General features: G+C 74.6%; 21 protein-coding genes. 12 read left to right on the forward strand and 9 right to left on the reverse strand.

What is annotated here, in order from left to right:
* Positions 1-8 precede the first annotated feature (8 nt).
* Positions 9-2,678, reverse strand: a complete 2,670-nt coding sequence (locus AC5RWQ_RS19005; RefSeq protein WP_494284046.1) for a LuxR C-terminal-related transcriptional regulator — start codon at positions 2,676-2,678, stop codon at positions 9-11.
* 199 nt (positions 2,679-2,877) lie between these two features.
* Between AC5RWQ_RS19005 and AC5RWQ_RS19010 the strand changes: the two genes are divergently transcribed.
* From AC5RWQ_RS19010 to rdgB, 11 genes are all read left to right on the forward strand, one after another.
* Positions 2,878-4,440 carry a P-loop NTPase family protein gene (locus AC5RWQ_RS19010; protein WP_494284047.1) on the forward strand — a complete coding sequence of 521 codons (1,563 nt, stop codon included), beginning with the start codon at positions 2,878-2,880 and terminating at the stop codon, positions 4,438-4,440.
* A 115-nt stretch (positions 4,441-4,555) separates the two neighbouring features.
* The gene (gene clpS / locus AC5RWQ_RS19015; protein WP_494284048.1) at positions 4,556-4,846 is read left to right on the forward strand and encodes an ATP-dependent Clp protease adapter ClpS; all 291 of its coding nucleotides are present in this window, start codon (positions 4,556-4,558) and stop codon (positions 4,844-4,846) included.
* 121 nt (positions 4,847-4,967) lie between these two features.
* The gene (locus tag AC5RWQ_RS19020) at positions 4,968-5,462 is read left to right on the forward strand and encodes a DUF2017 domain-containing protein (protein WP_334492756.1); all 495 of its coding nucleotides are present in this window, start codon (positions 4,968-4,970) and stop codon (positions 5,460-5,462) included.
* Positions 5,463-5,517: 55 nt separating this feature from the next.
* A complete protein-coding gene (locus tag AC5RWQ_RS19025; protein WP_494284049.1) occupies positions 5,518-6,006 on the forward strand; it encodes a M67 family metallopeptidase in 489 nt (162 codons plus the stop codon).
* 65 nt (positions 6,007-6,071) lie between these two features.
* Positions 6,072-6,419, forward strand: coding sequence for a MoaD family protein (locus AC5RWQ_RS19030; protein ID WP_494284050.1), 348 nt, complete (start codon positions 6,072-6,074; stop codon positions 6,417-6,419).
* An 11-nt stretch (positions 6,420-6,430) separates the two neighbouring features.
* Positions 6,431-7,396, forward strand: a complete 966-nt coding sequence (locus tag AC5RWQ_RS19035; RefSeq protein WP_334492752.1) for a PLP-dependent cysteine synthase family protein — start codon at positions 6,431-6,433, stop codon at positions 7,394-7,396.
* A 189-nt stretch (positions 7,397-7,585) separates the two neighbouring features.
* A complete protein-coding gene (locus tag AC5RWQ_RS19040) occupies positions 7,586-8,332 on the forward strand; it encodes an MBL fold metallo-hydrolase (RefSeq protein WP_494284051.1) in 747 nt (248 codons plus the stop codon).
* Between the two features lie 110 nt (positions 8,333-8,442).
* A complete protein-coding gene (locus tag AC5RWQ_RS19045) occupies positions 8,443-9,582 on the forward strand; it encodes a glycosyltransferase family 4 protein (protein WP_494284052.1) in 1,140 nt (379 codons plus the stop codon).
* Positions 9,579-10,805, forward strand: a complete 1,227-nt coding sequence (locus AC5RWQ_RS19050) for a glycosyltransferase (protein WP_494284053.1) — start codon at positions 9,579-9,581, stop codon at positions 10,803-10,805. Before AC5RWQ_RS19045 ends, AC5RWQ_RS19050 begins: the two co-directional genes overlap by 4 nt.
* Before the next feature lie 46 nt (positions 10,806-10,851).
* On the forward strand, positions 10,852-11,580 hold the full coding sequence (gene rph / locus AC5RWQ_RS19055; protein WP_334492748.1) for a ribonuclease PH: 729 nt from the start codon (positions 10,852-10,854) through the stop codon (positions 11,578-11,580).
* Entirely contained in the window at positions 11,577-12,194 is a 618-nt protein-coding gene (rdgB, locus tag AC5RWQ_RS19060; protein ID WP_494284054.1) for an RdgB/HAM1 family non-canonical purine NTP pyrophosphatase, read from the forward strand. Before rph ends, rdgB begins: the two co-directional genes overlap by 4 nt.
* A gap of 93 nt (positions 12,195-12,287) precedes the next feature.
* Here rdgB and AC5RWQ_RS19065 read toward each other — a convergent pair whose 3' ends face one another.
* From AC5RWQ_RS19065 to AC5RWQ_RS19100, 8 genes are all read right to left on the reverse strand, one after another.
* The gene (locus tag AC5RWQ_RS19065; protein ID WP_494284055.1) at positions 12,288-13,532 is read right to left on the reverse strand and encodes a DUF6891 domain-containing protein; all 1,245 of its coding nucleotides are present in this window, start codon (positions 13,530-13,532) and stop codon (positions 12,288-12,290) included.
* Positions 13,533-13,572: 40 nt separating this feature from the next.
* Entirely contained in the window at positions 13,573-15,111 is a 1,539-nt protein-coding gene (gene hutH / locus AC5RWQ_RS19070; RefSeq protein WP_494284056.1) for a histidine ammonia-lyase, read from the reverse strand.
* Positions 15,099-16,271 carry an imidazolonepropionase gene (gene hutI / locus AC5RWQ_RS19075; RefSeq protein WP_494284057.1) on the reverse strand — a complete coding sequence of 391 codons (1,173 nt, stop codon included), beginning with the start codon at positions 16,269-16,271 and terminating at the stop codon, positions 15,099-15,101. Before hutI ends, hutH begins: the two co-directional genes overlap by 13 nt.
* A gap of 58 nt (positions 16,272-16,329) precedes the next feature.
* Positions 16,330-17,682 carry a formimidoylglutamate deiminase gene (locus AC5RWQ_RS19080; protein ID WP_494284136.1) on the reverse strand — a complete coding sequence of 451 codons (1,353 nt, stop codon included), beginning with the start codon at positions 17,680-17,682 and terminating at the stop codon, positions 16,330-16,332.
* Entirely contained in the window at positions 17,679-18,878 is a 1,200-nt protein-coding gene (locus AC5RWQ_RS19085; protein ID WP_494284058.1) for an allantoate amidohydrolase, read from the reverse strand. The genes AC5RWQ_RS19080 and AC5RWQ_RS19085 overlap by 4 nt, the downstream gene beginning before the upstream one ends.
* Complete coding sequence (hutU, locus tag AC5RWQ_RS19090; protein WP_494284059.1) at positions 18,875-20,530, reverse strand: urocanate hydratase; 1,656 nt, start codon at positions 20,528-20,530, stop codon at positions 18,875-18,877. The genes AC5RWQ_RS19085 and hutU overlap by 4 nt, the downstream gene beginning before the upstream one ends.
* 13 nt (positions 20,531-20,543) lie before the next feature.
* The gene (locus AC5RWQ_RS19095) at positions 20,544-21,368 is read right to left on the reverse strand and encodes a MurR/RpiR family transcriptional regulator (RefSeq protein ID WP_494284060.1); all 825 of its coding nucleotides are present in this window, start codon (positions 21,366-21,368) and stop codon (positions 20,544-20,546) included.
* A gap of 107 nt (positions 21,369-21,475) precedes the next feature.
* Positions 21,476-22,297, reverse strand: a complete 822-nt coding sequence (locus AC5RWQ_RS19100) for a CE1 family esterase (RefSeq protein ID WP_494284061.1) — start codon at positions 22,295-22,297, stop codon at positions 21,476-21,478.
* A gap of 222 nt (positions 22,298-22,519) precedes the next feature.
* On the opposite strand from AC5RWQ_RS19100, the gene AC5RWQ_RS19105 reads away from it, so the two are divergent.
* A complete protein-coding gene (locus AC5RWQ_RS19105) occupies positions 22,520-23,830 on the forward strand; it encodes a hypothetical protein (RefSeq protein WP_494284062.1) in 1,311 nt (436 codons plus the stop codon).
* The last annotated feature ends 4 nt before the right edge of the window (positions 23,831-23,834 follow it).

Consider the following 23,834-nt stretch of genomic DNA (forward strand, 5'->3'; position numbering starts at 1 on the left):
CACCCTGGCTACCCGCCGTCGTGGCCCGGGATCGACCGCAGGGCCGCGCGCAGCTCGGTCCGCCCGGTGATGCCGAGCTTGCTGTAGACCCGCTGGAGGTGGTTCTCCACGGTGCGGGTGGAGAGGAAGAGCTGTTCGGCGATGGCCCGGCTGGTCACCCCGGCCGCGGCCAGGCCGGCGATCTCGAGTTCCCGCTCGGTCAGCGCCGGCCGCAGCGCGTCCAGCGCCGGGGTGCGTACCCCGTCGCAGCTGCCGAGCAGGGCGCCGAGCCGCTGGTGCGCGGCGGCGGCCGGGGCGGACCGCCCCCGGCGCCGGTCGTGCAGGACGGTCGCGGTCGCCTCGGCCGCCCAGACCGTGAGGTCCAGCGCGGCGAGCCCGTCGGCCACGTCGAGCAGGGCCGGGCCGTCGCCGTCCACGGCGGCGCGGGCGTAGCGGGCGAGCAGCGGCGGCAGCACCCCGTCGACCCGTTCGCAGAGTTCACTCAGCCGCTGCGCCACCGTTCGGCGGCTGCCGTCGGTGCAGGTCGGTCCGACCGGCGCGCTGGCCTGCCCGACCCGGACCAGGTCGTGCAGGACCAGCATCTCGTGCCCGGCGAGCCCGTCGGCGCGCAGCCGGTCGGCCAGCTCGCCGAGGTGCTTGGCGGCCCCGGGCAGGTCGCCGCCGGCCGCCAGCACCGCGCCGCGGGCCTGCTCCAGCCAGGGGTAGAGGACCGCCATGCCGGGGGCGTGGGTCCGGTCGGCCTCGGCCATCGCCTCGGTGGCCTGCCTGGCGTCGCCGCGCAGGGCTGCCGCCTGGGCCCGCTCGGCGTGCGCGAGGCTGGCGTAGACCCGGCTGGTGGCGAGCACCGCGCAGGCGCCGAGGCTGATCGTGAGCGCCTCGCTGCCGCGCCCGCGCAGTCGCGCCGCGTACGCCTGGAGGATCGCCAGGTAGCCGGTGCCCAGCCGGAAGTCGCCGGCGCCGGCGAGGTTCGCGAACTCGTCGGCCACGATCGCGTCGATGCCGGGCAGGTCGCCGGAGAGCGCCAGCCGGGTGCCCCGGGCCAGCTCCATCGCGAGCTGAAGGTAGGGCATGTCGGCGCGCCAGTTCGGTGCCTCCGCCGCCACCCGGTTGATCGCCGCGGCGCTGGACCGGAACCGTCCGCGCGCGGCGTCCAGGTGGGCGATGGTGCAGCGGGCCAGTTCCCGGGCGGCCACCCCGGCCGCCGGGCGGTCCAGCACCGCGCGGCCCAGCCGCAGCGCGGTCTCGGTGTCCAGGCCGTGCAGCCGCATGATCGCCTCGAATGCCCGGACCCGGGCCCGGTCGCCCGGGTCGGCCAGCGTCGCGCCCTGCTCGGCGATCTCCTCCACGGTGGACCGCCGGCTCAGGCCCCAGTAGCTGACCATGCCCCGGGCGGTCAGCCAGCGGCTGCGTCGCCGGTCGTCGTGGACCTCCCCGACGACTGAGTCGAGCACCAGCAGCGCCTCCTCGGGCCGGTCGCCGAACATCAGGATGGTGGCGAGCAGCTCCGCGGCGTCGAAGCCGCCGTCGGCCTCGAGCGCCGCGCGGGCCAGCCGGGTCGCCAGGGGTACGTCGTACCGGGCGAACGCCTGGACGGCCGCGCCGACCAGTTGCCGGGAATCCTGCGCGGTCCCGGAGTCGAGCCGCCACACCGCCACCCGCAGCAGGTCGCCCCGACGTCGGGCGCCCACTTGTTCGAGCAGTTCGGCGAGGCGCGCCTGGAGCCGCCGGGTCCGGGTGACCGGGCAGCGGCGGCGCATCATCTCCCCGTACAGCGGGTGGGCCAGCCGGACGTCGAGCCGCCGGTCGTCGCGGACCACCGAGATGAGGCCGCGCTCCTCGGCGGTCTCCACGTCGGACGGCGCGGCGACCCGGCCGAGCAGGTGCAGGCCGAGGGGTTCGCCGAACGCCACCAGCTCCAGCACCGCCCGCACCCCCGGCTCCAACCGGCCGATCCGGGTGTCGATGAGGTCGGTCAGGCTGGGGGCGAGTTCCAGCCGGCCGGTCCACCGCCAGACGCCGTACCGGCGCTCCAGTTCGCTGCCGCCCGCCGCGGCCAGCACCAGCTCGCGCAGGAGCAGCGGGTTGCCGGCGGAGAGCCGGAACAGCCGGTCGGCGCTGCCGGCGTCGACCGGCCCGTCGAGGATGGCGGCGAGCAGGTCGGTGATGTCGGTCGGACCGAGTGGGGCGAGTTCGGCGTGGTCGACCAGGTCGTCCGTCCAGAGGGCCCGGATCGGCAGCGGGATCTGCTCGCCGTTGCGCAGTGTGCCGAGCACGGTGGTGTTCGGCGCCCGGGCGAGCAGGTGGACCAGCGCGGCCGAGGGCGGGTCGAGCAGGTGCGCGTCGTCGATGGCGAGCACGATCGGCCGCCCGGCGGCCTGTTCCTGGAGCACCTCCACGCCCCAGCGCAGCACGCCGGCGGGGGAGAGGCCCTGGGGCTGGGCGGCGGGGAGGACCTGGGCCAGGCCGCCGAAGGGCAGTGCCGCGGTGGCGGTGCTGGCCGCCACGAACCAGATCGCGTAGCGGTCGGCGGGGAGGGCGGCGACCCCCTCGCGCAGCAGCCGGCTCTTGCCGACGCCGGCGCTGCCGCTGAGGATGAGCCCGCGTCCCTCGGGGCCTTCGACCGCCGACAGCAGACGGTGGAGTTCATCCGTACGGCCGACGAAGCTCCACCGAATCATCGACGCAGCATATCGACGGATTTCCGTCCGCAGGGGCAGCGTTACGCTGCGAAGTTGAGTAATGTGATGGTTACTGGTGAGTATCCGGGGTGCGCTGCTGTTACGGTCACGCCCCGTACTCTTTCCGCATCCGGGTGTCACGGCCCGGACAGTTTCTCGCGGGTGCCTCCACCACCCGCCATCACCGGGAGGCCGCAGCATGAAGCCCGGTCCATTCCCCGGGGTCGACGTGCCCGACGGCGCGCCCCAGGGGCCGGTCGGCCCTGTCGACCTGCCCCGCTGCGGGCCGCTGCCGACCCGGCTCGGGGTCACCGAGCCCGCCCCGGACGAGCCGCTGGCCGTGGTGGCCGCCGGACCGGCCGGCGCCGCCCGGCGGGAGGTGCTCGCCGCCCTGGTGGGCGTCCCGTCCGGCATGCTCGACGTGCCCGTGGGCAGCACCCTGCTGGTCCGGCACGCGCGGGTCGCCACCCGCGCGGCGTACGTGCCGGGCTACCGCCAGCCACACTCCTACGGCGCCGACCAGGCCGCCGCCGGCCCCGCGCTGGCCCGCCCGCCGCGCCGGGTCGAGCTGAGCCTGCCCGAGCCCCTGCTGCGCCACTTCGGGGTGCTGGACACACCCGACACCGACGGCCTGGGCGTGGCCGGTGGCCGGCTGCTTCTCGACGCCGTCGGCCGGGCCGGCGCGCTGCTCTTCGTGATCGGCGCCGACCAGGCCTTCACCGCCGCCGAGCTGGACCTGCTCGCCGAGGTGGCCCGTGCCCCGGTGGCGGTCTTCTTCGTGGTCACCCCGGGCGCGGGCGGCTGGACCGCCCCGGACGGCGCGACGACGACGGAGGACGCGGAGGCCCCGGTGCCGTCGCCCCGGAGCGCGGACCCGACGGTGGACCCGGCCGCGGTCACCGTCGAGGCACACCGGGCGGCGCTGCTCGCCGCCGTGCCGGCCCTCGCCGAGGCCCGCTGGTACCCGGTGCACCGGGCGGGGCATCCCGGCCTGCGCCGGGCGCTGGTCGGCTGGGCCGCCGACGAGGGATTGCGCCGGGCGAGCCTGCAACCGCCCGTGCCGCCCGGGGCGCACGGCCGGGTGGCCGTCCCGCCCGACCTCGACGGCGGGGACTGGTCGGACCGGCTGGAGCGGCAGGTCCGGGCCTGCGCCCGCAGCATCCGCCAGCACCTCGCCCTGGAACTGGCCAACACCCACCTCCGGGTGGTCCAGGAGATCGTCTTCGGGGTGGGCTGTGCGGGGCTGCCGCAGCTGCTCGACCGGGAGATGGAGGCGTTGTCCGTGCTCGCCACCGCCCAGTGCGACCAGGCCGTCCGGGGCATCCTCGACGACGCCGCCGCGCAGGTCTTCGGCGCGCCGCTGGCGGAAGGCGTCCGGCAGCGGATCGCGGCGGCGGTTCGCTGGGGCCTGGGCGACCACCCGGCGGGTCTGGAACTGGATCGGGTGCTCCTGGTCACCAGCACGGCCGGGGTGGCCGGGCTGGCCGGCGCCGGAGCGATCGACGCGCTGGCCGGGCTTCCGGGCGGGGCGCGCGCCGAGGTACTGCCGCCGGTCGGCGTCGCGCTCTCGGGCGGGTGCTGGCAGCACTGGCGCAGCCCCGGCAACGACGACCCGAACGGCGCCCGGTCCTGGGCCCAGCGGGCGCTGCGCGAGGTCGAACTGGAGTTGGCCCGGGAGGTCTCCCGGCGTTTCGAGGTGATCCGTCTCTCGCTCGGCGCGGTGCTCTCCGATGCGCTCGACCACGGCATCCTGCTCGCCTGACCGGGCCGGCGACGCGGTGCCGTCCCGCCCGGTCCGGGCCGCCCAGGAGGGTGATCCGGGTCAGCCCGGCGTTCCGGTTCATCGGTTCGCCGGATCCGGTGGCACGATGGGGGGCATGGCGGCTCCACAGGTAGCACCGGTCGAGACGCCGGACACCGACGAGGTGCCGGTCTCCGACCGGCAATGGGTGACGATCGTCTGGGACGACCCGGTCAACCTCATGACGTACGTGACCTGGGTGTTGCAGAAGCTCTTCGGATACAGCCGGGAGAAGGCCGAGAAGTTGATGCTGGACGTGCACCACAAGGGTCGGGCCGTGGTGTCCAGCGGCGCCCGGGAGCGGATGGAGCACGACGCGTCCCAGCTGCACGCGTACGGGCTGTGGGCGACGGTGGACCGGTCGTGAGCGCGAGGAGTGAGCCGGGGTTGCGAGCCCCGCAGTCGCGAACAGGGCCGGCGCTCGTGAGCGCGAGAAGTGAGCCGGGGTTGCGAGCCCCGCAGTCGCGAACCAGGTCCGCGTCGTGAGCATGTTCCGGCGTCAGAGCGGCCGGTACGTCGCCACCTTCGCGGTCGACGAGGTCCGGGTGCTGCGCAAGGTCGCCACCGAGGTGGTCGGCCTGCTCACCGACGGGTTCGACCACACCGACCCGGTGGTGGGCCGGCTCTTCCCCGACGCGTACCCGGAGGATCCGGCCGGCGCGGCCGAGTTCCGCCGCTACACCGAGGGCGACCTGAAGACCGCCAAGATCGACCAGGCCGGCGCGATACTCGCGGCGCTGCCGGACGAGGCGGGCGGCGAGGTACGGCTGGACGCCGAGGCCGCCGAGGCCTGGCTGCGGGCGCTCAACGACGCCCGGCTGGCGATGGGGGTCCGGCTGGAGATCAAGGACGGCACCGACCTCGGCGAGGAGTTGGACGACGCGGTGGCGGCCGACCCGAGCTCCTCCCGGGTGTTCCAACTGTCGGTCTACGCGTACCTCGGCTATCTGCAGGAATCCCTGCTCAACGCCTTGATCGACTGATTGGTGACGGCCACCACTTCGCAGGTCGTGACCCGGAGAGGTTAGGCTGGTCGGCGTGCTGAGCATCGACCGGTCGATCGTCACGGCGATCGTCGCCCACGCCCGCCGGGACCACCCGGACGAGGCCTGTGGCGTGGTCGCCGGTCCCGCCGGCAGCGACACCCCCACCCGGCACATCCCGATGGACAACGCGGCCCGCTCGATGACGTTCTACGAGTTCGACTCGATGGAGCAGCTGCGGGTGTGGCGGGAGATGGACGACCGCGACGAGGAGCCGGTCGTCATCTACCACTCGCACACCGCGACCGAGGCCTACCCGTCCCGGACGGATATCTCCTTCGCCGGTGAGCCGGGCGCCCACTACCTGCTGGTCTCCACCCGTGAGTCGGACACCGAGGAGATCCGCTCGTTCCGGATCGTCGACGGCGTGGTGACCGAGGAGCCGGTGCGGATCGTGGACGCCGGGGTGGACCCGCACGCCGTGCAGTCGTACATGTTCGGGCAGAGCCCGGCGACGGTCGACTACGAGTGTTCCGGCCGCTGATCCTTCAGCGCCGAACACCCGTTCCGTCCGTCACCGAGGCACACCCGATCAAGGAGTACTACGTCATGGCCATCGAGGTTCGCATCCCCACCATCCTGCGCAGCTACACCGGCGGCGCGAAGGTCGTCGAGGGCGCCGGGGACACCCTGAGCGACCTGCTCAGCGACCTGGACTCCCGGCACGCCGGCCTGAAGGGCCGCCTGGTCACCGAGGCCGGCGCGCTGCACCGCTTCGTGAACGTCTACGTCAACGACGAGGATGTCCGCTTCCTCGGCGCGCTCGACGCCAAGCTCAACGACGGCGACAGCGTCACCATCCTGCCGGCGGTGGCCGGTGGCGCGTTCGGCTTTGCCGCTGCAGCCGCGATCGCCTCGCACGCCGTCGCCCGTCGCGCGGCCGTCGCCGCCCGCTGAGGGCGGTCGTCATGGCGCGGTACGACAGCCTGCTCGACGCCTGTGGCGGCACCCCCCTGGTGGGGCTGCCCCGGCTCTCGCCGACGGTGCCCGAGGGGGCACCGCCGGTGCGGCTCTGGGCGAAGCTCGAGGACCGGAACCCGACCGGCAGCATCAAGGACCGCGCGGCCCTGTTCATGGTGCGCGCGGCCGAGGAGGCCGGCCGGCTCCGGCCCGGTGACACCATCCTGGAGCCGACCAGCGGCAACACCGGCATCTCGCTGGCCATGGTGGCCAAGCTGCGGGGCTACCGGCTGGTCTGCGTGATGCCGGAGAACGTCTCGACCGAGCGGGTCCAGCTGCTCCGGATGTACGGCGCGGAGATCATCTTTTCGCCGGCTGCCGGCGGCTCGAACCAGGCCGTCGCCACCGCGAAGCAGATCTCGGCCGAGCATCCGGACTGGGTGATGCTCTACCAGTACGGCAACGAGGCCAACGCCCGGGCGCACTACGAGACGACCGGGCCGGAGCTGCTGCAGGACCTGCCCACGATCACCCACTTCGTGGCCGGTCTCGGCACCACCGGCACCCTGATGGGCACCGGCCGCTACCTGCGGGAGAAGGTCGACGGCATCCAGGTGGTGGCGGCCGAGCCCCGCTACGGCGAGCTGGTCTACGGGCTGCGCAACATCGACGAGGGGTACGTCCCGGAGCTCTACGACGCCACCGTGCTGAACCGGCGGTTCTCCGTCGGCACCCGGGACGCGGTGCTGCGTACCCGGCAGTTGGTGGAGGTGGAGGGCATCTTCGCCGGCTTCTCCACCGGTGCGATCCTGCACGCCGCCCTCGCGGTGGCGCACGAGGCGGTTCGGGACGGCCGCCGCGCCGACGTCGCCTTCGTGGTCTGCGACGGCGGCTGGAAGTACCTCTCCACCGGCGCCTACGGCGGCACCCTCGCCGACGCCGAGGACGCCCTCGAGGGCCAGCTCTGGGCCTGACGACCGGCTCGGGCCGGCCGGTCTCCGGCCGGCCCGACGGGTGTCACGTTGATGACAACTTCCAGTGGATGATTCTTGCCCCGCCGTCGCTGCGCGTAGGCTGCGCTGCGTGGCGTACGCGTCGGTAGAGATCATCGGCGGGGCTGACACCGGCGTGTCGACTACGGTGGGTTACCACGGGGCAACTCGATGAGACTGACCGTCCTGGGCTGCGCGGGGAGCTTCCCCGGCCCGGAATCCCCCTGTTCGGCCTACCTGGTCGAGGCAGACGGATTCCGGCTCCTGGTCGACTTCGGCTCCGGCTCGCTCTCCACCCTCCAGCGCTACGCCGGCCTGCACACCCCGGACGCCATCCTCCTGACCCACCTGCACTGCGACCACATCCTCGACGCCGTGTCGTACGTGGTGGTCCGCCGCTACGCCCCGGACGGCCCGTACCCGCCCCTGCCGGTCTACGCCCCGCCCGGCGCGCCGGACCGGCTCGCCGCCGCGTACGGCCAGGACGACAGCACCGTCGAGGACGTCTACCAGTTCTACGGCCTCCAGCCCGGCACCTTCCCGATCGGCCCCTTCACCGTCACCGTCGACCGGATGAACCACCCCGTCGAGACGTACGGCGTGCGGCTGGAGCACGGCGGGCGGGTGCTCTGCTACTCGTCCGACACCGCGCCCTGCGACGCGCTGCTGCGGCTGGCCCAGGACGCCGACGTGTTCCTCTGCGAGGCCAGCTACCTCGACGGCATGGAGAACCCGCCGGACCTGCACCTCACCGGGCGGGAAGCCGGCGAGACGGCCACCAAGGCGGCCGTTGGCCGGCTGCTGCTGACCCATCTGGTGGCGGCCTGGGGCAGCGAGGCGCATACCCTGGAGTCGGCCGCCGGCGCGTACGCCGGACCGCTGGAAGTGGTCCGCGCCGGCGCCAGCTACGAGGTCTGACCGGGAGCTCCGCCCCTCCGATACGTCGGCGCGGATTCGTGCGGAAGTGTTCGCCGGTGCGTCAGCGGGCCGTCTTCTGACGCACCGTTGCCGCCCCCACCGTGGGCACCATGCGGATCGCCATCGTGACCGAGTCGTTCCCGCCGGACGTCAACGGCGTCGCGCACTCGGTCGTCCGGACGGCCGAACATCTCGTCGCCCGCGGCCACGAACCGATCGTCATCGCCCCGGCCCCACCGGGCGCACGTCGGCGTCCCGCCGACCGGCTGCCGTACCCGGTGGTCCGGATCCCCAGCGTGCCGCTGCCCCGCTACCAGGGCTTCCGGCTCGGGGTCCCCACCGCCCGGCTCGCCGACGCGCTGCTCGGGCACGCGCCCGACGTGGTGCACCTGGCCAGCCCGTTCGTGCTCGGCGCCCGGGCCGCCACGCTGGCGCGGCGGCACGCGCTGCCCACGGTCGCCGTCTATCAGACCGACGTCGCCTCGTACGCCCGGGCGTACCGGGTCGGCTGGGGTGAGGCGGCGGCCTGGCGGCGGCTCGCCGAGATCCACAACTCGGCGCAGCGCACCCTGGCCCCGTCCACCCGCGCCGCCGCCGACCTGATCGCCAACGGGGTGCAGCGGATCTGGCTCTGGGGCCGCGGCGTGGACGCGGAACGGTTCCACCCGGACAAGCGGTGTGCCGTGCTGCGCCGGTCCCTCGCCCCGGGTGGCGAGGTGCTGGTCGGCTACGTCGGCCGGCTCGCCCCGGAGAAGCGGGTGGACCTGCTGGAGGCGACCTCCCGGTTGCCCGGCGTGCGGGTGGTGGTGGCGGGTGACGGCCCGGCCCGTCGGCAGTTGGAGCGGAGCCTGCCGGGGGTGCGCTTCCTGGGCGTGCAGCAGGGGGAGATGCTGGCCCGCCTCTACGCCAGCCTGGACGTCTTCGTGCACACCGGCCCGCACGAGACCTTCGGCCAAACCGTGCAGGAGGCGGCGGCCAGCGGGCTGCCGGTGGTGGCGCCGGCCAGCGGCGGTCCGGTGGACCTGGTCGAGTCGGGGGCGACCGGGCTGCTGGTCCCGCCCGGCGACGCGGCCGTTCTGGCCGACGCGGTGGCCACCCTCGCCGCCGACCCCGACCGTCGGGCCGCGTACGGGACGGCCGCCCGGGTGGCGGTCGGCCGGCGGAGCTGGACGGCCGTGGGCGACGAACTGATCGGGCACTACGAGGCGGTGCTGGCCGGCGCGTCCGTGTCCGGTCTGACGGCCGCGTGACCGCCGACCTGACCCGGCCGACCCCCGCCGTGGGCACGGGGGCGGCGCGTCCCGGGCGGCAGAGCGGCGCGCGGGGGCTGCGGATCGTCCGGCTGGCCAACTTCGTCACCGCACGCTCCGGCGGGCTGCGCACCGCGCTGCGACACCTCGGCGAGGGGTACCGCGCGGCCGGGCACGACCCGGTGCTGGTCATCCCGGGGAAGCGTGCCGGGGTGAGCCGCCATCCGTGGGGGAGCGTCGTCACCCTGCCCGGGCCGACCGCGCCGGGCACCGGCGGCTACCGGCTGCTGACCGCCCGGCGTCCGGTGGAGCGGCTGCTGACCCGGCTGGCGCCGGACCGGCTGGAGGTCTCCGACCGGTCCACCCTGCGCTGGACCGGTGACTGGGCGCGGGCGCACGGGGTGCCCTCGGTGATGGTGTCCCACGAGTGCCTCACCGGCCTGCTCGGGCAGTGGCGGCTGCCGTCCGGCACCGCACGGGGCGTCGCCGACCGGCTCAACCTGCGCACCGTCGCGTCGTACGACCGGATCGTCTGCACCACCCGCTGGGCGGCCGAGGAGTTCGACCGGATCGACGCCCCGGCCGTGGACCTGGTGCCGCTGGGCGTCGACCTGACCACGTTCCACCCGGACCGGCTCGACCGCGCGCTGCGCGAGCGGTACGCCGACGACACCGAGGTGCTGCTGGTGCACTGCGCCCGACTCTCCACCGAGAAGCGGCCGGAGCTGGCCGTCGACGCACTCGCCGAGCTGCGCCGGGCCGGGGTGCCCGCCGTGCTGGTGATGGCCGGGGACGGCCCGCTGCGCCCCGCGCTGACCCGGCGGGCCGCCGGCCTGCCGGTGCACTTCACCGGCTTCCTGCCCGACCGGGCAGCGGTCGCCGCGCTGCTGGCCAGCGCCGACGTGGTGCTGGCGCCGGGCCCGGTGGAGACCTTCGGGCTGGCCGGGCTGGAGGCGCTCGCCTCCGGTACGCCGGTGGTGGTCAACGCGGCCAGCGCGCTGCCCGAGGTGGTGGGCCGCGCGGGCCTCGCCGCGTACGGCACCGCCGCCTCGATGGCCGGCGCGGTGACCAGGCTGCTGGACCGGCCGGAAAGTGACCGGCGGGTGGCCGCCCGGTCCCGTGCCGAGGAGTTCGGCTGGCCCGCCGCGGTCGCCGGCTTCCTGCGGGTGCACGACGCCGGAGCGGGCCGATCCGGGACCGACGACGGCGCCGCCGTGGCGTGAGGGCACCGGGGGCCGACCGGTACGACCGACCGCATAGGGTGCAGGCATGGCGCGACCTGACGGGCGACAGCCCGACCAACTCCGACCTGTGACCCTCAGCCGGGGCTGGAGCACCCACCCGGAAGGCTCCGTGCTCGTCGAGTTCGGCGGCACCCGGGTGCTCTGCACGGCCAGCGTCACCGAGGGCGTGCCCCGCTGGCGCAAGGGCTCCGGGCTCGGCTGGGTGACCGCCGAGTACGCCATGCTGCCCCGGGCCACCAACACCCGCTCGGACCGGGAGAGCGTGAAGGGCCGGGTCGGTGGGCGTACCCACGAGATCTCCCGGCTGATCGGCCGCAGCCTGCGGGCCAGCATCGATCTGAAGGCGCTGGGCGAGAACTCGATCGTGCTCGACTGCGACGTGCTCCAGGCCGACGGCGGCACCCGGACGGCCGCGATCACCGGCGCGTACGTGGCGCTGCACGACGCGGTCACCTGGCTGGCCGGGCGCAAGGCGCTGGCCGGCAAGCCGGAGAAGGTGATGCACCGGTCGGTGGCGGCGGTCAGCGTCGGCATCATCGCCGGCGAGCCCCGGCTGGACCTCTGCTACGAGGAGGACGTCGCCGCCGAGGTGGACATGAACGTGGTCTGCACCGGTGAGGGCGAGTTCGTCGAGGTGCAGGGGACGGGCGAGGACGGCGTCTTCTCCCGCGCGCAGCTCGACGCCCTGCTCGACCTGGGCGCGTTGGGCTGTATGGAACTGGTCGAGGCGCAGCGGAAGGCACTCGCGTCATGAACAAGGTCCTGCTCGCCACCCGTAACCGCAAGAAGCTCATCGAGCTGCAGCGGATCCTCGACGGCGCGCTCGGCGCGCACCGGATCGCCCTGATCGGGCTGGACGACGTCGAGGCGTACCCGGAGCTGCCGGAGAGCGGCCTCACCTTCGGCGAGAACGCGCTGATCAAGGCCCGAGAGGGCTGCCGGCGCACCGGCCTGCCCACCATCGCCGACGACTCGGGGCTGGCCGTCGACGCCCTGAACGGCATGCCGGGCGTGTTCAGCGCCCGCTGGGCCGGCGCGCACGGCGACGACCGGGCCAACCTTCAGCTGGTGCTGGACCAGATCGCCGACCTGCCCGACGAGCACCGGGGCGCGTCCTTCGTCTGCACGGTCGCGCTGGTGCTGCCCGGCGGCAAGGAGCACCTGGTCGACGGCCGCCAGGCCGGCCGGCTGCTGCGCGCGCCGCGCGGCGAGGGCGGCTTCGGGTACGACCCGATCTTCCTCGGCGACGGCCAGGACCGGACCAACGCGGAGCTGACGCCGGAGGAGAAGGACGCGATCAGCCACCGCGGCAAGGCGCTGCGCGACCTGGCGAAGCTGGTCGCCAAGGTGCTCCCACCGGCCGGCTGACCGGTCACGTACCGGCCGACGGCGGCCCGATCCGTCGCCGGCCGGACGGTCCACCAGCCGGTGTCCCCCTCGACCGGAGAGACGGCCGGCCGCTCAGCGCAGGTTCAGCGTGGTCAGCTCGCCGCCGAGCTCCCGTACAGCCACCCGGTCCTCGATGGCGAGCAGAGTCAGCACCCGTTCCACTTCGGGCAGGGTGGCGTACCGGCCCACCACCAGGCCCGCCTCCGTGTCCAGCTCCTCCACCCAGAGGCCGGCCGGGTTCCAGGTGGTCTGCACGCAGCCGCCGGAGCGGCCGACGCAGGTGAGGAAGTCGTAGCTGAGCGGACGCATGGCTCGCACCAGGGCGAGCAGTTCCGCCAGATCCAGCGGCACCTGCTTGTCCGACCAGCCGGCCTGGTCGCCGGTCACCTCGACGAAGCCGACCGGCTCGGGCGCCGGCTCGCCGGCCGGGGGCAGGCCGCGCAGCCGCCGGACCAGCGCCAGCCCGTCGTGCCGGCCCACGGTCGCCTCCGGCGCACCCGGCTCGGCGTACGCCCCGACGAGCCGGTCCCCTGCCCGCCGGACCGTCACCGACCGGCCCGCCCATTCCAGGCGGACCCGGACAGTGGCCGGCAGCCACGGCAGGTGCAGGGCGGTGAGCCGCCCGGCGGGCACCGGCCCCTCTTTCGGGGCGTGCACCCCGGTCCACTCGCCGAGCAGCTCCACGTCGACCTCAACGTCGCCGTCCACGATGGCCGGTACGGCGGCGAGCCGGCCGGCCCGGCGCCGCCGCCAGTCCAGCGGCACGTGGATCCGGCTGCCGGCGCTGCCGTTCCAGTTGACGGTCAGCCCCTGGGCGCGTAGCGCCGCAGCCACCTCCGCACCGATCTCCACCGCTGAGGTCCCCTCGAACACGCCGTACGCGAGGTACACCCCGGAGCCCTCGGCGCCGCGTTCGGCGTCCTGCTGGTGGTAGAAGGCGTAGCCGCGGGGCTCCACGCTCCGGGGCGCCTCGGCGCCGACCTCGGCGACGCCGCAGTTCTGGCAGCAGGTGAAGTTCTCCCGGGCCATGACGCCGGCCGCGGTGAGGGCCCGGAACGCGGCGGTGAGCCGGTCGCTGTCCGTCACCTCCGGCCAGGTCGCCTGGTCGGCGAGGTGCGCGGTCAGCTCCTCGGCCACCACCGCCCAGGCCAGCTGCTCGATCCGCTCCGGTGCGGCCTCGCCGTCGAGGTATTCCGCCGTCTTCGTGACGATGGCCGCCGCCGGCAGCTCGGCCAGCGCCACCTGCCGGCGGACGAAGGATCGGATCTCGGCGAGCAGGGCGTCGGTGGAGTCCGGGCCGGTCACGTCGTCGGTCACGGGGGCGAACGCTAGCAGCCGGGACCGACGACGCCACCGCTCAGCCCAGCGGGCCGACCTCCCGCTCGATCGCCGCCCGCAGCTCCGGCCCGGCGAGCACCGCCCGGGCCGCCTCCATCACCGGGGCGAGGAAGACGTCCGGCCCGGGCTCGCCGGCGAGCCGGCCGAGCGCCTCGACCGCGGCCCGTCCGGCCGGCGACGGCTCCAGCGGCGCGCGGAGCTGGAGCCCGCGTACGCCGGCGAGCAGCTCCACCGCGAGCAGGCTGGTCAGGTTGTCCAGCACGGTGCGCAGCTTCTTGGCCGCCGCCCAGCCCATCGAGACGTGGTCCTCCTGCATGCCGCTGGTGGGCAGCGAGTCCACCGAGGCGGGCGCGGCGAGGCGGCGGTTCTCCGCGACGATGCCGGCCGCCGTGTACTGCGCGATCATCAGCCCGGAGTTGACCCCGGCGTCGGGGGAGAGGAACGCCGGCAGCTCCCGGTTGCGGGCGACGTCGAGGAGCCGGTCGACCCGGCGCTCGGCGATGGCGCCCACCTCGGCGGCGGCGATTGCCAGGTAGTCGGCGGCGAAGCCGAGCGGCGCCCCGTGGAAGTTCCCGGTCGACTCGACCCGCCCGTCGGGCAGCACCACCGGGTTGTCGACCACCGAGCGCAGCTCCCGCCCGGCGACCGTGTCGACGAAGTCCAGAGTGTCCCGGGCCGCGCCGGCGACCTGCGGCGCGCAGCGCATCGAGTACGCGTCCTGCACCGCGTGCGCCAGGTCGTCGCGGTGCGAGTCCATCACCCGGGAGTCCTGGAGCAGCCGGTGGATGTTCGCCGCCGACGCGGCCTGCCCCGGGTGCGGGCGGATGGCGTGCAACTCCGGCAGGAACGGCCGCTCAGAGCCGAGCATCGCCTCGATGGCCAGCGCGGCGGTCACGTCGGCCATGGTGAACAGGTGCCGGGCGTCGTGGATGGCCAGCAGCAGCATGCCGAGCATGCCGTCGGTGCCGTTGATCAGCGCCAGCCCCTCCTTGGCGGCCAGCGCGATCGGCTCCAGCCCGGCCCCGCGCAGCGCGTCGGCGGCGTCGAGCCGCTCACCGGCCGGGCCGAGCACCCAGCCCTCGCCGAGCAGCACCAGCGCGCAGTGCGCCAGCGGCGCCAGGTCGCCGGACGCGCCGAGCGAGCCGTGCTCCGGCACCCACGGGGTGATGTCGCGGTTGAGCAGGTCGACCAGCGCCTCGGCGACCAGCGGTCGGACCCCGGAGCGGCCGAGGGCCAGCGAGCGGACCCGCAGCAGCATCATCGCCCGGACCACCTCGCGGGGCATCGGCGCGCCCACCCCGGCGGCGTGCGAGCGGATCAGCGCGTGCTGGAGTTCGGCGCGCCGCTCGGGCGCGATGAAGGTGTTGGCCAGCGCCCCGAAGCCGGTGGATACGCCGTAGACGGGGCGGCCGGCGGCCTCGATGCCGTCCACGATGGCCCGGCTGGTCGCCATGGCCTCGACGGTCGCCGGGTCGAGGACGACCTTGGCGCTGCCGCGGGCCACGGCGAGGACGTCGGCGGGGTTGATTCCGGTGGGCTGGATGGTCACGGTCGACATTGCGGCACTCCGTTGTGCAGAACCTGGCGGATCAGGGGAACACCGGGCCGGTAGGCCAGGTGCAGGTGGGTGGGGGCGTCGAGGAGCACGAGGTCGGCCCGGGCGCCGGGCCGCAGCGCCCCGACGTCGTCGCGGCGCAGCGCCGCCGCGCCCCCGGCGGTCGCCGACCAGACGGCCTCCGCCGGAGTCATCCGCATCTCGCGTACGGCGAGGGCGATGCAGAACGGCATCGACGAGGTGTACGACGACCCGGGGTTGCAGTCCGTGGCGAGCGCGACGGTCACGCCGGCGTCGAGCAGCCGGCGGGCGTCCGGGTACGGCGACCGGGTGGAGAACTCGGCACCCGGCAGCAGGGTGGCGACCGTCTCCGAGCCGGCGAGCGCGTCGACGTCGCCGTCGTCCAGGTGGGTGCAGTGGTCGACGCTGGCCGCCCCGAGTTCCACCCCCAGCCGTACGCCCGGCCCGGGGCCGAGCTGGTTGGCGTGCAGCCGGGCGCCCAGCCCGGCGGCCTGCCCGCAGGAGAGGATCGCCCGGGCGTGGTCCACGTCGAACGCGCCCCGCTCGCAGAACACGTCGATCCAGCGGGCGTACGGCGCTGCGGCGGCCAGCATCGGCCCGCAGACCAGGCCGACGTAGTCGTCGGGACGGTCGGCGTACTCGGCGGGGACGACGTGCGCGCCGAGGAAGGTGGTCTCCGCGGTGACCTCGGCGGCGATTCGCAGCGAGCGGGCCTCGTCGGCGACCGTGAGGCCGTACCCACTCTTGATCTCGATGGTGGTGCTGCCCTGCCGCATCGCCTCGGCGTGCAGCCGGCGCACGGTGCCGCGCAGCACGTCGTCGGAGGCGGCCCGGGTGGCGCCGACGGTGGTGCGGATGCCGCCGCCGGTGTACGGCTCACCGGCCATCCGGGCGGCGAACTCGGCGGCCCGGTCCCCGGCGAAGACCAGGTGGGCGTGGCTGTCCACGAATCCGGGCAGCACCGCACCGCCCTCGGCGTCGATCCGCCGGTCCGCGGCCGGCGCGTCGCCCGCCGGGCCGATCCAGGCGACCCGGCCCTCCTCGACCAGCACGGCGGCGTCGCGGCGCAGGCCGAGCAGCCCGTCCCCGCCCGGCGAGTTGGTGACCAGTTCGCCGATGTTGTCGACCAGCAGGCTGCTCACCCGGTGCCCCCTTCCGTTCGCGACTGCGGGGCTCGCAAAACCGGCTCACTCCTCGCGCTCACGTGGTCACCGCCCGGATCGACGACTCCAGCTCGACCGGCACGTCCACGTCCACGTGCCGGCCCTCCCGGACCACCACCCGGCCGTCCACCACGACGTGCGCCACATCGGCGGCCGTCGCGGCGAAGAAGACCCCGACCGGCGGTACGCCGGCGGTGCGCGCGGTGTCGAGTCGTACGGTGACCAGGTCGGCCCGGCCGCCCACCGCGAGCCGGCCGGCGTCGGTCCAGCCGAGCGCGGCGTGGCCGCCGCTCGTGGCGGCGGTGAGCAGGTCGACGGCGGTGAAGTGGCCCCGCCGGCGGGTGCGCAGCCGCTCGTCCAGCTCCACGGCCCGGGCCTCCTCGAAGAGGTCGACCACCGCGTGGCTGTCGCTGCCGAGGCTGAGCGGGCTGCCCGCCTCGGCCATCCGCCGGGCCGGGCCGATCCCGTCGGCCAGGTCCCGTTCGGTGGTGGGGCAGAGGCAGACGCCGGTCCGGTGCTCCCCGAGCAGGCCCAGGTCGGCGCTGGTCGGGTGGGTGGCGTGCACGGCGGTGACGGCCGGGCCGAGCACGCCGTGCTCGGCGAGCAGCCCGGCCGGGGTACGCCCGTGCGCCGCCCGGCAGGCGTCGTTCTCGGCGGGCTGCTCCGACAGGTGGACGTGCAAAGGCGCGTCGCGGCGGTGGGCCCAACCGGCGACGGTGGCGAGCTGTTCCGCCGGCACCGCGCGCACCGAGTGGATGGCCGCGCCGACCCGCGCGTGGTCGTTCCCGGGGGTGAACGTGGTGACCCGGTCCGCCCAGCGCAGCGCGTCGCCGTCGCCGAAGCGCCGCTGCGGCCCGACCAGCGGATCGCCGGACACGCTCGCGGTCAGGTAGCAGGCGTCCAGGAGGGTGACCCGGATGCCGGCGTGCGCGGCCGCCTCGACCAGCGCGGCGGACATCACGTTCTCCTCGTCGTACGGGCGGCCGTCGGGCCCGTGGTGCAGGTAGTGGAACTCCCCGACGCAGGTGATCCCGGCCAGCGCCATCTCCGCGTACGTGGCCCGGGCCAGCGCCAGGTACGAGTCCGGGTCGAGCCGGGCGGCGACGTCGTACATGCCGTCCCGCCAGCTCCAGAAGTCGCCCCGGCCGCCGTGGGTACGCCCGCGCAGCGCCCGGTGGAAGGCGTGCGAGTGGGCGTTGGCCAGCCCGGGCAGGGTGAGCCCGGGCAGCCGGACGGCGTCGACCAGCACCTCGACGCCGGCGTCCGGCCGGCTCCCGGCGGTCAGCGGGGTGACCGCGGTGATCCGCCCGCCGTCGGTCTCGATCAGCACGTCCGGGGTGGGCTCGGCGTGCTCAGGCAGCCAGGCGTACTCGGCGAGCCAGCGGGTCAGCGGCATGTCAGCTCCTCCAGCACCCGCGCCAGGGCGGTCACCCCGGCGGCGCAGTCCGCGTCGGTGGCCGACTCGGCGGGGGAGTGCGACACCCCGCTGGGGTTACGCACGAAGAGCATCGCGGTGGGCAGGTGCGCGGCGAGCACCCCGGCGTCGTGCCCCGCCCCGGTGGGCAGCACCGGGGCGTCCAGCAGTGCCGCCAGCCGGCCGGCCAGCCCGCCGTCGAAGGCCACCAGCGGGGTCGCCGACTCCTCGGTCACGGTCAACTCGGTGCCGTCCCGGCGGGCCCGCTCGGCGGCCTTGGCCCGCACCGCCTCGACCAGGCCGTGCAGCGTCTCCGGCTCGGCCGCCCGCGCGTCCAGCCAGCCGGTCACCTTCGACGGGATCGCGTTGGTGGCGTTCGGTTCCACCGACACCCGGCCGACCGTGGCGTGCGCGCCGCGGAGCCGGGCCTCCTTGTTCGCGGCGAGGACCGTGAACGCGTACGTGAGCATCGGGTCGCGGCGGTCGGCCATCCGGGTCGTACCCGCGTGGTTGCCCTCGCCGAGCACGTCGAAGCGCCACCGGCCGTGCGGCCAGATCGCGCTGGCGACGGCGACCGGCGCGCCGGCCTCGACCAGCGCGCGGCCCTGCTCGACGTGCAGCTCCACGAAGGCCGCGAAGCGGCCGAGCAGACCCGCGTCGGCGCCCGCCGGCCGGTCGCCCAGCGCCTCGGCGAAGCTCACCCCGTTCATGTCGCGCAGCCCGGCCGCCCGGTCCACCGCGATCTCCCCGGTGAGCAGCCGGGACCCCAGGCAGGGTACGCCGAACCGGGCGCCCTCCTCCTCCACGAACGCGGCCACCACCACCGGCCGGCCGGGGGTGACCCCGGCGGCCCGCAGCTCGTCGACGGCCAGGAACGCGCTGACGATGCCGAGCGGCCCGTCGTACGCCCCGCCGTGCGGCACCGAGTCGAAGTGGCTGCCGGTGAGCACGGCGCCGCCCACCTCCGGGTCGCCCCACCAGGCGAAGAGGTTGCCGTTGCCGTCGGCGGTCACCGGCATGCCGCGCTGGTCGGCCTGCTCGCGGAACCAGTCCCGCAGCCGCAGCTCCGGCTCGGTCAGCGCGTAGCGCAGGTAGCCGCCGCTGCCGGCGTCCCGCCCGACCGGGGCGATCCCGTCCCAGAGCTGCCGGAACCGACCGGCGAGGTCGGTCACGCCGTCTTCTCCGCCATCGGCACCCGGACGCCGGTTCGCTCGGCGACCTCGCGGGCGGTGTCGTAGCCGGCGTCGACGTGCCGGATGACGCCCATCGCCGGGTCGTTGGTGAGCACCCGCTCGATCTTCTGCCCGGCCAGGGCGGTGCCGTCGGCGACGCAGACCTGCCCGGCGTGGATCGACCGGCCGATGCCCACCCCGCCGCCGTGGTGGATGGAGACCCAGCTCGCCCCGCTGGCGGTGTTGACCAGCGCGTTGAGCAGCGGCCAGTCGGCGATCGCGTCGGAGCCGTCGGCCATCGCCTCGGTCTCCCGGTAGGGGCTGGCCACGCTGCCGCAGTCCAGGTGGTCCCGGCCGATGACGACCGGCGCGCTCAGCTCGCCCGAGGCGACCATCTCGTTGAACCGCACCCCGGCCCTGTCCCGCTCGCCGTAGCCCAGCCAGCAGATCCGCGCCGGCAGGCCCTGGAAGGCGACCCGCTCACCGGCCATCCGCATCCACCGGGCCAGCGACTCGTTCTCCGGGAACAGGTCGAGGATGGCCCGGTCGGTGGCGGCGATGTCGGCCGGGTCCCCGGAGAGCGCCGCCCAGCGGAACGGGCCCTTGCCCTCGCAGAACAGCGGCCGGATGTACGCCGGCACGAAGCCGGGGAAGTCGAAGGCCCGCTCGTACCCGCCGAGCTTCGCCTCGCCACGGATCGAGTTGCCGTAGTCGAAGACCTCCGCGCCGGCGTCGAGGAAGCCCACCATCGCCTCGACGTGCTTCGCCATCGACGCCCGGGCCCGGTCGGTGAACTCGGCCGGCTTCGCTGCCGCGTAGTCCCGGGCGTCGGCCAGCTCCACCCCCTCCGGCACGTACGACAGCGGGTCGTGCGCGCTGGTCTGGTCGGTCACCACGTCGATCTCGACGCCCCGGCGCAGCAGCTCCGGGAAGACGGTGGCGGCGTTGCCGACCACGCCGACGCTCAGCGCCCGGCGCTCCCGCTTCGCGGCGAGCACCCGCGCCACCGCGTCGTCCAGGGAGTCGGCCACCTCGTCGAGGTAGCGGTCGTGCACCCGGCGGTCCAGCCGGGTCCGGTCCACGTCCACGACCAGGCAGGCGCCGCCGTTCATGGTGACCGCGAGGGGCTGCGCCCCACCCATCCCGCCGCAGCCGGCGGTCAGCGTCAGCGTCCCGGCCAGGCTGCCGCCGAACCGCTTCGCGGCGACGGCGGAGAACGTCTCGTAGGTGCCCTGGAGGATGCCCTGGGTGCCGATGTAGATCCACGAGCCGGCCGTCATCTGCCCGTACATGGTCAGCCCGAGCTGCTCCAGCCGGCGGAACTCCGGCCAGGTCGCCCAGTCGCCGACCAGGTTCGAGTTGGCCAGCAGCACCCGTGGCGCCCACTCGTGGGTCCGCATGACGCCGACCGGGCGCCCGGACTGCACCAGCATCGTCTCGTCGTCGCGCAGCTCGGTCAGCGTCCGCACCAGCGCGTGGTACGACGGCCAGTCCCGGGCGGCCTTCCCGGTGCCGCCGTAGACGACCAGGTCGTCGGGGCGTTCGGCCACCTCGGGGTCGAGGTTGTTCATCAGCATCCGCAGCGCGGCCTCCTGCGGCCACCCCTTCGCGGTGCGTGCGGTGCCGCGGGCGGCACGGACGGGCTGGTGCATGTGCGTACTCCTCTCAGCCGAGGAACAACTGGCGACGGACGGCGGACGACTCGAACGCCTCGAGGCGGGCCTGCGTGTCCGCCGGGGAGGCGTCGCAGATCGCCTGAAGGACCACCATGGCCAGGGTCATCGGGGCGGTGTGCAGGTCGAAGACGAGGTCGGTGCCGACCGCGGCGGGAAGCACCAGCTCGGCGTACTCGGTGGCGGGACTGACCGGCGAGTCGGTGATCGCGACGACGGTCAGGCCGGCGTCGCGGGCCTCCCGCAGCGCGTCGAAGGTCTCTCGCGGGTAGCGGGGCAGCACGAAGGCGAGCAGCGCGGTGGCGCCGGCCGCCGCCGCCTGTTCGAGGCGGTCGGTGAGCAGGCTGCCGCCGTCGTCCAGCACCCGCACGTCCGGGTGCACCTTGGCGGCGAAGTAGGCGAAGTACGCGGCCAGCGGCGCGGCGGCCCGCAGCCCCACCACCGGCAGGGGGCGGCTCGCCGCCAGCAGGCGCCCGGCGGTGGCGATCCGGTCCCGGTCGGCGAGCTGCCCGGCCAGCCGGTCCAGGTTCGCCATCTCGGCCCGGACCGCCCGTTGCAGCTCGTTGCCGTCGCCGTCCGCGCCGTCCGCGCCGGCGGTCACCTCACGCAGCCGGCGGCGCAGCGCCGGGTAGCCGTCGTGCCCCAGCGCGACGGCGAACCGGGTCACCGAGGGCTGGCTGACCCCGGCCAGCTCGGCCACCTCGGCGGCCGACAGGTACGCCGCGGCGGCGGCGTGCTGCACCAGGCAGTGCGCGATGCGGCGCTGGGTGGGGGTGAGGCGGACTCCCTGGACCAGGTTGAGCACCCCTTCATTCACCGGGTGAGCCTATGCATGAAACCATTCAGGGCGCAAGGTGCTCGTACCCGCTCGGACCCGGCCACCACGACGAACAGCAGCGGATGAGAGCGGTGACAGGGGAGTGGTCAGGATCGGGGCGTGCTGGCGTAGAGGAAGTCGGTGAGGGCCGGGGCGAAGACCGCGTTAAGCGTGGGCCTGTGGCTGCCACCTCGGATGTGCCACAGCTCGACCCGGGTGGCGTCGCGGCAGCCGACGGAGTAGATCGTCACCCCCGTCTCCGCCCCGGGCAGCCGGGGTTCGAGGTCCAGTCGCGGAGCCGAGGTGTCGGCCTCCGCCGAGCAGTTGTTGATCCGCCGCCAGGTGGCGAGCGTGGTGTCGACCGACGGGTACCGGTGGCCGTCGTTCGTGCCGCCGTCAAACTTGATCATCGGGTCGGCGGTGCCGTGGATCTGCAGCACGCTGACCGGGCGCTGGGGTGTGCACAGTGAACTGTCGTCGTCGACGGCGCCGGCGACGGAGACGATCGCGGTGACCCGCATCGACCGTTCGCAGGCCATCCGGTAGGCCATGAAGCCGCCGTTGGAGTGGCCGACCAGATAGACCCGTGCGGTGTCGACCGAGTACGCCGACTCCACGGCGTCAAGGAGCCGTTCGAGGTACGCCACGTCGTCCACCCCGCTGTTGTAGGAGTCGCAGCAGGCTTCGGTCGCGTTCCAGAACCTCGTGCCGTCCCGGTCGGTGGTGCCGTTCGGCATGGCGTAGAGGAAACCACGGCGGTCGGACTCGGGGGTGAGCTTGAAGTACCGCTCCTGCTGGACGCCGCTGGACCCGTAGCCGTGCAGCAGCACGACGAGGGGGACCTTCCTGGCGGGGTCGTACCCGACCGGCACATGAAGCTGGAAGGGTCGGTTGTCCAGGTCGACGGCTCCGGTGGTGCCCGGTGCCACCGGGGGGTGCCACGTGGCTGCCGGGCCCAGTGAGCCACCGCCGCCGGACGACCCGCACCCGGTCAGAAACGGAAGCATGAATGCGGCAGCCAGCCAGCGTCTCATCCTCACGGGGAGCAATCTTGACATTCCGGCGTCGGCCGAGCGGGCAGCCCCCGGTCCGCCTCCGGTCGCCGGGTGCCCCCTCGCTACTATCCACACCGTCGCTCCGGGGAGGGTGGAATGCAGCCAGGCGGTCCGTTCCAGTTGCTCGAAACCCTGGGGTCGTGCCAGGTGGGTAAGGTGTCGTCAGCCGTCGATGCCCAGGGCCGGGCGCTGACGGTTGCCATCCTCGACGCCACAGTAGCCACCGACCAGCAGTGGAGGAAGGCCTTCGCCTCCACCGCGAGCGCCCTGAGGGACCGGGACGGCAGGCCGAGCTTCCTGCACGCCGACTTCTCGGCCCCGGCGCCATGGGTCGCCTACGCGGCCGACAGCGGTGCCAAGGCCGAGCAGGTCTTCGTCGTCCTCGGCCTGGACTACCGTCCGACCTCGTCACCGGGGCAGACGCAACCCGCCGATCCGAGCACCCTCGAGCCACCCTGGGCGAAGCTGGCCATCAGCGAGCCCACCCAGGCCATGCCGATCGCCGCCAGTGGAACGTCCGCCGGCGCAGGGCAGTACCCGGCCGACGTCGTCGAGGGGCCTGGGCAGGACGACCGGCCCACCTCTGGCCCACGGGTGCCGGTATCGACGCCGCCTTCTCCCGTGTCGGTTCCTCCGTCCGACCCGGATGCGCCGTCGCCGTGGGGCCAGCCGTACTCGACCAGCTATCCACCGCTGAGGCCGGCCGTGCGGGAGCGGCCCCGGCGCACCGGCCTGTGGGTCGGCATCGCGATCGCGGTCGTCGTGGCGCTCGGCGCGGTCGTCGGCATCTTCGTGTGGCGGTCGGCCGGCGACGCACCGAGCCAGGCCGGACCGGACTCGTCCCCATCCGCGGCCGTGTTCAGCAGCCCCGAGCCGATCGCCTTCCCCACGGGCGCACCGCGCAGCCCCGGTGTTGAACCGCCCAAGCCCGGTTCCTGGCCCACGGAGCCGCAGTTCGGCGGCGCCGACCGGGTCAAGGAGGAGAGCCCCGCCGGCCTCGGCTTCACCTTCAAGGTGCCCGATTCCTGGGCCTGCGACGCGCGCCAGCGCGGCCCCGGTTTCGCCAGGTATCTCTGCGGCATCTCGCGTCCCGGTGTCCCCGAGGTCGGCGGGGAGATCATCGTCCGGAACTGCCCGAAGCCCTGTGGCGAAGAGGTGCAGGCCGCGTACCGCAGGGCCGAGGAGGCGTGGGGCCTGCAATGGGTCCAGGCCGAGAACGCGACCTTCGCCGAGGCCCCAGAGGTCGGCGGGAAGGATCGATACGGACTGGTGGTGATCGGTTGGTGGCGGAGCAGCCCCGACGGCGTGGTCGACCGCCAGATCGTCATCCGCATGACCGCGACGGGCGCGCAGGTCGGTGAGGTGCGCAAGGTGGCCAACGGCATCCGGACAACTCTGTCCCTGTGATGGC

This window comes from Micromonospora sp. BS32 (assembly GCF_059089345.1).